Source organism: Dysgonomonas sp. 521 (assembly GCF_010501055.1).
Lineage (GTDB): Bacteria > Bacteroidota > Bacteroidia > Bacteroidales > Dysgonomonadaceae > Dysgonomonas.
In genome coordinates, this window is sequence record NZ_QVMO01000025.1 from 68,250 (window position 1) to 68,675 (window position 426).

Annotated in this window: 1 pseudogene; it reads left to right on the forward strand. The window is 46.0% G+C overall.

The window, feature by feature from the left end:
• Positions 1-426: pseudogene (locus tag D0T84_RS09300) on the forward strand (transposase); the annotation flags it as partial.

Here is a 426-nt window from a genome sequence, read left to right on the forward strand (position 1 = left end):
AAGGAGTTCGATTGGTTTTCGTACAACCTGCTTATCTCTGAGAGGATATTTGACAAGCAGGATCGCAAGGCTATCGCCATTGACCCAAGCTATATTTCCAAATCAGGCAAACGCACTCCCTGGATTGGCTATTTCTGGTCGGGCTGTGCCGGGGTGGTTAAAAGAGGACTTGAGATTATGGGTATCGGATTGATCAATATTGATAAACATGACTGCATGATGCTTAGGGCTGTGCAATCTCCCGATACGCTAACCCTAGCCAACCGGGGAGCAACCTTGAATGATTGGTACCTGAAAGTCATTGAGCAATACAAAGAGCAACTGTTATCCATTTCCAAGTATATAGTAGCCGACGCCTATTTTTCCAAATTCTCTTTCACCCAAGGACTCCACGATTTGGGCTTCCATCTGGTAAGTCGTCTGCGG